The sequence below is a fragment of the Bacillus sp. NEAU-242-2 genome, from assembly GCF_027853835.1.
GTDB classification, from domain to species: Bacteria; Bacillota; Bacilli; order Bacillales; family Bacillaceae; genus Bacillus; species Bacillus velezensis.
The window spans coordinates 70,115-81,930 of record NZ_JAPNNY010000008.1 but is presented as its reverse complement, the minus strand read 5'-3'; the positions used below and the strand labels follow the sequence as shown (position 1 = coordinate 81,930).

The following is an 11,816-nucleotide window of genomic DNA, read 5'->3' as shown; positions in this document are numbered from 1 at the left end:
GCGAGCTGTACGCAGGCCGTTCGCTTGCGCCGATGCGCCTTCAATATAAAGACTATGCCGTCTGGCAGCGGTCGTTTCAGGAGAAAGAAGGGTATCAGAAGCAGGAAGCGTATTGGCTGAAGCGGCTAGAAGGAGAGCTTCCGGTGCTGGAGCTTCCGGCTGACAAGCCCCGTCCGGCTGTCAGAAGCTTTGCGGGCGGCAGCGTATCGTGCACGCTTGACGCTGAAACGGCATTCGGCCTTCACCGCATCGCCCGGGATCACGGCTCCACTTTGTATATGGTGCTTCTCGCCGCGTACAATACGTTACTCGCGAGATTGAGCGGGCAGGAAGACATCATTGTCGGCTCGCCGATTGCCGGGCGTCCGCACAAAGACCTTGAACCGATTCTCGGCATGTTCGTCAACACGCTCGCCATCAGAACGGAGCCGAAGGGGGACAAACGGTTTACCGATTATTTGGCGGAAGTCCGCCAGGCGGCGCTTGAGGCGTATGAGCATCAGGACTACCCGTTTGAAGAGCTGGTGGAACGGCTCGGCGTGCAGCGGGACATGAGCCGCAATCCGCTGTTTGACGCGATGTTTATTCTTCAGAATATGGAGCGAGAGGAGATAAATCTGGCCGGTCTGAAGGCGTCACGATCAGAGCATACCGAACATGATGTATCAAGTTTTGACCTGACCTTATCAGCGGCTGAATCCGACGGAAACATCCGCTTTGAGATGGAATTCAGCACCGAGCTTTTTATGAAAGAAACGATTGAACGCTGGATGGGCCACTTACTGAATCTCTTGCGCCATGTTGCCGCCGAACCGGAAGTCACACTATCGAAAGCTGACATTTTGGATGAAGAAGAAAAACAAAAGTTACTGATTGAGTTTAATAACACACAAACCGAATTCATGGAAAAACACAAACTGTTTCACCAGCTGTTTGAAGAGAAAGCAGAAGAAACGCCTCATCAGACCGCTGTTATTGAAGGAGCACAACAGATCAGCTATTTGCAGCTCAATGAGCGGGCAAACCGTCTTGCCCGAACACTGCAGAAAAATGGATTCGGTCCGGGAAAAAGAGCAGCCATATTAGCAAACCGTTCGATTGAAGCGATCGTCAGTGTTCTTGCCGTCATGAAATCGGGAGGGGCGTATATACCGGTTGACTCCCATTATCCTGAGGAACGGATTCGCTATTTATTAAAAGACAGCGCGGCATCCGTCTTGATGGTGCAGTCAGAATACAAAGAACTTGCTTCACAGCTGACGGATCACAATTTATTTCTCATTCAGCTTGATTATGAAGATCAATACGATATTTCTGCAAAGAATATTCAGCCGGCAGCGTCACCGGATGATACCGCATATATCATATATACTTCGGGAACAACGGGAACGCCGAAGGGAGTCGAAGTCAGAAATCGCAGCTTTACGCATGCAGCACTTGCATGGCGCAGGATTTATGAGCTTGATCTTATACCGGTCAGAGTGCTGCAGATGGCGAGTTTCTCATTTGATGTATTTTCAGGGGATCTTGCACGCGCCCTGCTAAACGGGGGAACGCTTGTCATTTGTCCGGATGACGTCCGGCTTGAGCCGCAGCAGCTTTATCGGCTCATTGATCAGCACCGTATCACGTTTATGGAGTCGACACCCGCGCTGATTGTTCCGTTTATGGAATATATATACCGCCGGAAACTCGCGCTGCAAAGCGTAAAAATACTGGTACTTGGTTCAGATATGATCAAGTCGCAAGATTTTTATACGCTTCATGAACGCTTTGGGAAAGAAATGCGGATCATTAACAGCTACGGTGTAACAGAAGCGACAATTGACTCTTCGTATTATGAAGCCGGAATGAGCGAAGAGCCGCGGGAAGATGATGTGCCGATCGGTGTTCCGCTTCCGAATGTGCAAATGTACATCTTAAACAAAGACAAACAGGTCCAGCCGATCGGCGTTTTCGGAGAGCTGTATATCGGGGGCGCCGGCGTCGCCAAAGGATATTGGGGACAGCCTGAGCTGACAGAGGACGCATTCAGTGACCCGTTACAAACGGGAGAAACGCTTTACAGAACCGGAGATCAGGCTTGCTGGCTGCCGGATGGAACTCTTCGTTTTCAAGGGCGGATTGATAAGCAGGTGAAGATCAGGGGATACAGAATTGAGACGGGAGAAATAGAAAGTGTGCTTTTGAAACACGATCAAGTCAAAGAAGCGGCTGTTACCGTGATGAAAGATGCCGAAGGACAAGCCCGGTTAGCGGCATACATCGTTCCTAAAGAGGCCGATATCTCATCACTCCGCCAGTCTCTTATGCAGGAGCTCCCGGCTTATATGATGCCGTCTCATATTATCGGTTTAGACAGCATGCCCCTGACACTGAACGGCAAACTTGATAAATCGGCATTGCCGGCAGAAGAGATACATTCATCACAGGCATTTGTCGCGCCCGGCGATGAAAAACAGGCGATGTTATGCCGGATTTGGGAAGATGTGCTTCATATTCAGAAAGCGGGAATTCATCACTCTTTCTTTGAGCTTGGGGGAGATTCCATTAAGGCGCTTCAAGTGTCAGCCCGACTCGCCGGAGAAGGCTGGAACATGTCGATCCGCGATTTGTTTCAGTTCCCGACGATTGCAGAACTCGCGAAACACCTCACGCCGGCTGTTGCAACGGCTGATCAGGGCCCGATAGAAGGAAGCGCTCCGCTGACACCGATCCAGCAGAGATTTTTTGAGGAGCCGGGTGCGTTTGAGCTTCATTATAACCAATCAGTCATGCTGTGCAGTAAAGACAGCCTCGAAATAGATGCGCTGTATCAGGCGGTTTGCGCGCTGACAGAACATCATGATGCGCTGCGAATGACTTTCACTGAAAATGAGCATGGGGAAGTTGTTCAATATAACCGCGGAATCACAGAGCAGCATGAAGAAATCTTTACGCTTAACGTCATAGATCTTTCAGAAGAAACACAGCCGGAAAAACGGATAGCCGCTGAGGAAAAAGAAATACAGCAGGCTATGCGCCTTGATCAAGGCCCTCTTCTTCATCTCGGAGTGTTCAGGCTGAAAGAAGCCGACCATCTGCTTATCACGATTCATCACCTTATCACGGACGGCGTGTCATGGAGGATATTGCTTGAAGATCTGCAGACAGCTTATCAGCAGGCATTGGACGGCAAACAAATCGAACTGCCGCCGAAAAGCGATTCTTATATAAAGTATGCTGAAGAGCTTTTTGACATTTCCAAGAGCAAAGCATTGCTGGAGGAAGCCGCATACTGGGACAGCGTGATGTCTGGTAAAACAGCGCCGCTGCCGAAAATAACTGATGAAAACGCCGGACGATTGCAGGAAAACGCGCACACTGCATCGTGGATATTAAGCAGCGAAGTCACGAAGCAGCTGCTGTTGGAAACACAGCAGGCATACGGAACGGATGTTCATGAATTGCTTTTAACGGCGCTTGGAATGGCGCTTCATGAGTGGACGGGTTCCGAACAGATGCTTATCAGCACTGAAGGACACGGACGCCAAGGGCATATTCCTGACATTGATATGTCAAGAACGGCAGGCTGGTTTACATCTGTTTACCCGGTGCTTTTGGATATGAGAGTGCCGGACGGCTCAGGCGAAAAAACCGCGCACCGCATAAAGACGGTAAAAGACATGATGAGACGGGTTCCTCATCACGGAACCGGCTACGGGCTGCTGAGATATTCGCGAAACATTCTTTATAAAGACCCAGAAATAAGCTTTAACTATCTCGGTGCGTTTGACGGTCTTGAGGGGACGCTGAAGATGTCACCGTTCAAGCCGCAGCATGATATAGCATCCGGGCGCATCCGCGAGTTTGATCTGGATATTAACGCGATGGTGGCGGCCGGGCAACTGGAGGTAAAAGCCGTTTATACCGATGTATTTGCACCGGGGGCAATCGAGTTCTTCATGAATCGTTTCCATACTCACCTCGAGGACATCATCGCCCATTGTTCCGGCAAGAAAGAGCGGGAAAAAACATTAACGGATTACAGCCATACAGAATTGACCGCTCAAGCACTATCAAGCATTGAAGATCTCGTAAAAGGACTTTAATTTCATAAAAAGGTGTGTGGCATTCGTGACACAAGCGACAGAAATTCAAGATATTTACCCTTTATCATATATGCAGGAAGGCATGCTGTTTCATTCGCTTCTGGATTCCGGATCAAACGCATATGTCGAGCAGATTTCGTTTACAGTCAGCGGGGATTTATGCATTGATACATTCCAAAAAAGTCTGGATATGCTTGTCAGCCGTTATGATATTTTCAGAACGATTTTCATAAAAGAAGTGCCTGACCTTGAAGGGCCGCAGCAGGTTGTCCTTTCACTCCGTGACACTGCCGTACAGACTGAGAACATTTCAGACTATTCGGAAGAACGGCAGCAAAGCATCATTGACGAATTTAAGGAAAACGACCGGCATAAGGGGTTTGATCTGCAAAAAGGCCCCTTAATGCGCTTGACTCTTTTTCAAACGGGAGAAAACCGCCATACATGCGTTTGGACTCATCATCACATTATGATGGACGGCTGGAGCTTGGGCCTTGTACTGAAAGATTTCTTCAGCATGTATTATGCGATCCGAAACAACAGGTCTGTAAACCTCGGCAGTCCGGCTCCTTACAGCACTTATATCAAATGGCTCCGAAGCCGGAATAAAGAAGAGACGTCAGCGTTCTGGTCGCGCTGCTTGGAAGATTACGGAGAAACCGTTTCCGTTCCGCAAACGAAGAATAAGCCGGCGAAAAACTGTTATGCATCTGAGCATTTTCAATTTTCCCTTGAGCCTGAAACCGTGCAAAAACTGACAGACATTGCCCGAGGCATCGGGGTCACGCTGAATACTATATTTACGGGCATTTGGGGTCTGCTTCTCCATCGTTACAACGGGACTGAAGATGCCGTCTTCGGTTCAGTTGTTTCCGGCAGGCCGTCAGCTATCAGCGGCATTGAATCCATGGCCGGACTGTTTATCAATACCGTGCCGGTAAGGGTGCGCGCGGCTGGTGATATGACTTTTTCTTCTCTTCTCAAAAAGGTGCAAAAAGAGTCACTCGCTGCGGAAGAGCACAGCTATTATCCGCTTTATGACATCCAAAACGAGAGCGGTCTGCAAAAAGATCTCTTGAACCATATCCTGGTCTTTGAAAATTATCCGGTTCAGATGCAGGCTGCGGTAAACGGCTGGCAGCAAACGGAAAGCAGTGCGCTCTCACTTGAAAACTTTTCGATGGCGGAAGAAACCAATTACGATCTTAACGTCGTCATCGTTCCGGGAGAAGAGTTTTATGTGAAATTCAGCTACAATGCGGGCATCTACGATCGGGAAGACATGAAACGGATCAAAGGGCATATTCTGGAGGTCATCTCCTGTGTAACGGAAGATCCGGACAGGCTTTTATCAAGCATCAGTCTCGTACCTCCGGAGGAAGAAGCCCTGATTCATTCGTTTAACGAAACGAACCGTCCGTACCCTGAGACAACCGTTCATGGGCTGTTTGAAGAACAGGCGGCAATAACGCCTGACCAAGAGGCGTTGAGATATAACGGAGTAAGCTGGAGCTACAAAAAATTAAATCAGCGGGCGAATCAGATTGCCCATGCGTTAAGGGAAAAAGGCGCCCGTTCCGATCAGATCACCGCTGTTATGCTGCGCCGATCAATGAGTACGGTTGCCGCTCTGCTCGGAATTTGGAAGTCGGGCAGCGCCTATATGCCGATTGATGCGGAATTTCCGCCTGAACGGATTTCATTTTTACTGAGAGACAGTGAAGCCTCACTGCTCCTGACTGAAAAAGACCTGCTCCCCCTCATTCCGCCGCATTTCAAGGGCAGCGTCGTCATCATGGAGGAAACGGTTTCCCAGCAGACCGCACCGCTTCCGCCGGTGTCTGACAGCGGAAATTGGGCGTATGTCATTTACACTTCCGGAACGACAGGCCGGCCGAAAGGGGTGCTTGTACAACACAAAGCGATCAGCAATACATTGCAATGGCGGCGTGAAGAATACGGGATGACAGAAGGAGACATAGCGCTTCATCTTTTTTCATACGTATTTGACGGGTCATTAACGAGTCTTTTCACTCCGCTTCTGTCGGGCGCCTGTGTACTGTTAACTGATGAAGATGATGCGAAAGACGTCCTTTCAATAAAACAGAAAATCGCCCGCCACGGAGTGAGCCATCTTCTGATCGTTCCGTCTCTGTATCGCGTTCTGCTTGATTCGCTGACGAAAAAGGATGCGCAGACGCTTCGGGCGGTGACATTTGCCGGGGAAGCGGCCACCCCTGATATCGTGGAAGCGAGCCGCAACATATGCCCGAATGCCGAGCTGCTGAATGAATACGGACCGACGGAAAACAGTGTGGCCACGACGATTCTGCGCAACCTGCAAAAAAGCAGCCGGATTACGATCGGGCGCCCGATTGCCAACACTTCTGTCTATATGATGCACGGAGATCGGCTGCAGCCGGTCGGAGCCGTCGGTGAACTGTGTATTTCCGGAAAAGGTCTGGCGGACGGATATTTTCAGCAAAAAGAGCTGACGGACAAAGTCTTTACCCCTCATCCGTTTCGTAAAGGTGAACGGTTGTACAGAACGGGAGATGCAGCCCGATTTTTACCGGACGGAACGATTGAATACATGGGACGCTTTGACGATCAGGTGAAGGTAAGAGGTTACAGAATTGAATTAGGAGAAATCGAAACGGCACTCAGAAGTCTGTCCGGGGTAAAAGAGGCGGCAGTCACCGTGCGCAAAACGGCGGACGGGGAACAGGAGCTTGCAGCTTATGTCGTACTGGAAAACGTCGGTGTGACATTTGATCCTCATGCCGAATTGGCCGGGAGATTACCTGCTTATATGATCCCGGGAAGCTTTACCAAATTGACGGAAATGCCGCTGTCTGTGAGCGGAAAACTTGACCGGGCCGCACTTCCTGAGCCGAAAGAAGCCGAGAGAACCGGTGATTATCAAGCTCCGCGCACAATGCTTGAGACTGAGCTGCTGTCTATTTGGCAAGAAGTGCTGAAACGGGAACACATCAGTATGAGAGATGATTTCTTCCAAATCGGCGGACAGTCGCTGAAAGCCGCGTCGCTTGTTTCAAAGATACATAAACGGCTGCAAATTGAACTTGCCGTCCGCCATGTTTTTGAACATCCGACTATCGAGAGCATGGCCCGCTTCCTAGAACAGAGGAAAAGAGGAGAATATGCAGAAATCATGCCTGCGGAGGCAAAGGACTTGTACCCGCTATCTTTTGCGCAAAAAAGGCTCTATGCCCTTCATCAGCTTGCGGCGGACAGTACGGGCTATCATATGCCCGCTTGTCTGGAGCTGAGCGGCAGACTCAACCGTGATCGTCTGCACGAAGCCTTTTCAGCGCTGTTACAAAGGCATGAAGCGTTACGCACATCATTTGTTTTGCGAAACGGGGAGCCGATGCAGCACATACATTCACATGTCGATCTCGATCTCACAGAGATTCACATGCCATCCGGGACACTTCTTCAAGCGACAATGGAAACTTTCGTCAAGCCGTTTGACGTGGAACAAGCGCCGCTTTTGAGAGTGACTTTAGCCAAAGCCACTGAAGAACGTCATTTTCTGCTGCTTGATATGCATCATCTTATCGTAGACGGTGTGTCAATGAGCGTTCTGATTCAAGAATTGACGGATTTGTACAGAGGAAAAGAGCTGCGGCCGTTAAAACTTCAGTACAAAGATTTTTCCGTCTGGCAGCATGAGCGGTTCGCCGCTGAAGAATTCAAAAGACATGAGCGGTATTGGCTGGATGCGATCGGGGAAAACATTCCCGTTCTTGATCTGCCGCTCGATAAAAAGCGCCCGCAGCTTCCTGATTTCAGCGGGTCCGTTGTACGAACGCGCCTTCAAAAAGAAACGGCGGAGAATTTGCGCCGGCTTATGGATGAGACGGGTTCGACGCTGTATATGATTCTTTTGGCAGGCTACTCCTTGTTCCTTTCTAAATTGAGCGGGCAGGAAGACATTATCGTCGGTTCACCTGCGGCCGGCAGAAGCCGCGCTGAGCTTGATGGGGTCATCGGCATGTTTGTAAATACCGTAGCAATGAGAAGCAGGCCGAAAGGGGATAAGACATTCCGCGCTTATTTAGAAGAGGTGAAAATGCTTGCCCTCGGCGCAGCCGAACATCAGGACTTCCCGTTTGAAGAACTTGCCCAAAAGCTTGATACACACCGGGAAGTCAATCGCAATCCGCTGTTTGATGCCATGCTCGTTTTGCAAAACAGTGATGATTTCAAAGTGAACCTTCCGGGCTTATCCGTTTCTTCACATGCAGTGAAACATGACATTTCAAAATTCGACTTGACGCTTCATGCCGAGGAACAGCCGGACGGCTCACTGGATTTTCATTTTGAATACAGTACCGCGTTGTTTGAAAAAGATACGATCGAACGGTGGGCCGGTCATTTTAAAGAGCTTTTAGGACAAATCGCATCGGATGATGAGCAGAAGCTGTCTGACATTCATTTGCTGGACACAAACGAGCGGCAGATGCTTCTTCAAGCGGAAAATCAAACAGCTGAGTATCCGAAGCATGAGACGATCGTCAGTTTATTTGAAGCACAGGCGGAAAAAATGCCGGATCAAATTGCAGCCGTTATGTCCGATGAGCGTCTCACCTACCGCGAGCTCAATGACAAGGCGGATCGAATCGCTGATATGCTGTCGGAAAACGGCATCCGCTCCGGACAGATTGTCGGAATTATGACCGAACGATCCCCGGATATGCTGATTGGGATTCTCGGTATTTTAAAAGCGGGAGGGGCTTATCTGCCGATTGATCCTGACTATCCGGACGAGCGGATTTCATTTATGCTGACTGACAGCGGCGCGCGTGTTCTGTTGACGCAATCGGGTCTTGGGATATCCGGAATGGACGGGCTGCCGGTATTATACATTGATAAGCCTGAATCCGTTTCAGCAGACAGAACGAAAGAAATGATAACGCCTGAACAGCCGGCTTACGTGATTTACACATCGGGCACAACCGGAAAACCGAAAGGCGTTATGACGGAACACCGCAATGTCATCAGCCTTATCACACATAAAGGACTGCCGTTTGATTTCGGCTCTGGAGACGTCTGGACGCTGTTCCACTCCTATTGTTTTGATTTTTCTGTCTGGGAAATATTCGGCGCGCTCTTATACGGCGGAAAGGTAGTTATCGTGCCGAAAGAAACAGCCCGTGATCCGCATTTGTACCGGCAGCTGCTGCAAAGTGAAGGCGTAACGGTGCTGAATCAAACGCCGACGGCTTTTTCCGGACTCATTCATGAAGAGGCCGGGCATGCGGACAAGCTGAAGCTTCGATATGTCATTTTCGGCGGAGAAGCGCTTCAGCCCGGCATGCTGAAAAGCTGGAAAGAGAAGTACCCGGAGACGGAGCTTGTTAATATGTACGGCATTACGGAAACCACGGTTCACGTCACATGCAAAAAACTGAAGATGGATGATATTGAGAGAAATAAAAGCAATATCGGCAGACCGCTGGAAACCCTTCATGCTTTTGTCATGGACGCCTATATGAATCCGCAGCCGATCGGAATTCCAGGTGAGCTTTATATCGGCGGGGAAGGCGTCGCGAGGGGATATGTAAACAGGGATGATTTAACCGCCTCCCGGTTCATCACGAATCCGCACAATACCGGCATGCGGCTCTACCGAACGGGCGATATTGCCAAAAGACTCTCAAATGGCGAGCTGGAATATGTCGGGCGGATAGATGCGCAAGTAAAAGTCAGAGGCCACAGAATTGAGCTGGGAGAAATAAAATCAGCGCTGCAGGAGCTTTCCTTCGTGAAAGAGGCCGCCGTGATCACACGTGCTGATCAGCACGGTCAGCACTCCATTTACGCATACGCGGTCATACACGGGAACGAAAAAATAAAAGAAGCAGAGATTCAGGCCTCTCTCAGAGCTTTTCTGCCGGAATATATGATTCCCGCCCGCTTGATAGAGCTTGATGAACTGCCTTTGACGGCGAATGGGAAGCTGGACGAGAAGGCACTCCCGCAGCCTGAATTAAATGAAAGCCTTGGAGATGATATCAGCCTGAGAAATGAAACTGAAGAAATGATGGCTGACATCTGGGAAGAACTCTTAGGTGTTGAAGGACTCGGCCCCAATGCTCATTTCTTCCATCTCGGCGGGGATTCGATTAAAGCGCTGCAAGTATGTGCGAGGCTGAAACAGCAGGGCTATGAAACGACCGTCCGCGAGCTGTTCGAGCATCAGACACTGGGAGAAGTGTCGATGCGGCTCCGGAAAGTCCGCCGCGTGATTGATCAGTCTCCCGTCACGGGAGACGTGCCGCTGACGCCGATCCAGCACTGGTTCTTTTCGCAATCATTGCCGCATGATCATTTTAATCAGTCCGTTATGCTCCGCAGTGCAGACAGAATCAATGAATCTGCTATGAGAAAAGCGCTGGCACAGCTCGCGGTTCATCATGACGCATTACGGATGGTATGCGGCACGCAAAACGGATCGGTGATTCAATATAACAGAGCGGAAAACCTTTCTGAAGAAGAACTCTTTACGTTTGAAACGCATGACGTAAGAGAGAAAGGTTCATTACAAGAGGAGCACGCCGCAATTGAACAGGCGGCCGCCCGTATTCAAACTTCCATTCGGCTGGAGACGGGTCCGCTCGTAGCTGTCGGCTTATTTCATGCCGCTGATGGCGATCATCTGCTGCTTTCCATTCATCACCTTGTCATTGACGGAGTGTCATGGAGGATTTTATTTGAAGATCTCACCGCGTGCTACAGGCAGGCGCTCGAAGGAAAAGAAACCGCGCTTCCGGCGAAAACCGATTCCTATCAGACTTACGCAAAGCAAATCTCTGATTATGCAAAAAGCCGCCGGCTGTTACAGGAAGCAGACTACTGGTCCGAAAGAGAAAAAGCGGCGGTCAAACCGCTTCCGAAAGATGCCCGTATCTCTTCCAATCTTCTGAAAGATACAGATGTGATGACCGTTACATTGACAAAACAGGAGACCGAGCAGCTGTTAACGGAAGCGAACAGAGCATACACAACAGAGACGGGCGAATTATTGCTTGCCGCGTTAAGCCTTGCGCTGAACAGATGGACCGGAAACGAGGCATTCAAAATCAGCATGGAAGGCCACGGAAGGGAAGAGCACCTGGAGCATCTTGATATCAGCAGAACCATCGGCTGGTTTACGTCAATTTATCCGGTATTGGTTGACGCAAGTTTTCAAGATCAGCCTGATGACGGTGAGCGTCTCGGTTATCACATTAAGCGGACAAAAGACATGATGCGCCGCATACCGCATAAAGGAGCGGGATACGGGGTGCTGAAATATATAAGCAAACTCTGGGGAGAGACTGAATCTGATTCTCCTGAAATCAGTTTTAACTATCTGGGACAGTTTGACCGGGAAATCCGTTCCAGCGGCTTCGGTGTTTCTCCCGTAAAAGCGGGAAATGAAGTCAGCCCAGACTGGGAACGCCCGTACACACTTGATATCAGCGGCTCCGTATCGTCGGAATGTCTCAGCATGCATGTCGTGTACAACCGTTTTCAGTATCAAAAAGAAACGATTGAAGTTTTGACGGGATATTTTCATACCTTTCTCAAGCAGATCATCACGCATTGCACAGGAAAAGAGGAGCGTGAATGGAGCGCCGCTGATTTCAGTGACGAGGAGTTAACGCTGGAAGATCTGAATGACATTATGGGAGCCGTCAACAAACTATAGAA

The 11,816-nt window shown here is 49.7% G+C and carries 2 protein-coding genes; both read left to right on the top strand.

Going from position 1 to position 11,816, the window contains the following annotated elements; all coding sequences use genetic code 11:
• On the top strand, positions 1–4,091 hold a 4,091-nt coding region (locus tag OWN49_RS18200), incomplete at its 5' end, for an amino acid adenylation domain-containing protein (RefSeq protein WP_270908867.1).
• Between the two features lie 25 nt (positions 4,092–4,116).
• A complete protein-coding gene (locus OWN49_RS18195; protein ID WP_176283356.1) occupies positions 4,117–11,814 on the top strand; it encodes a non-ribosomal peptide synthetase in 7,698 nt (2,565 codons plus the stop codon).
• Positions 11,815–11,816: the final 2 nt, after the last annotated feature.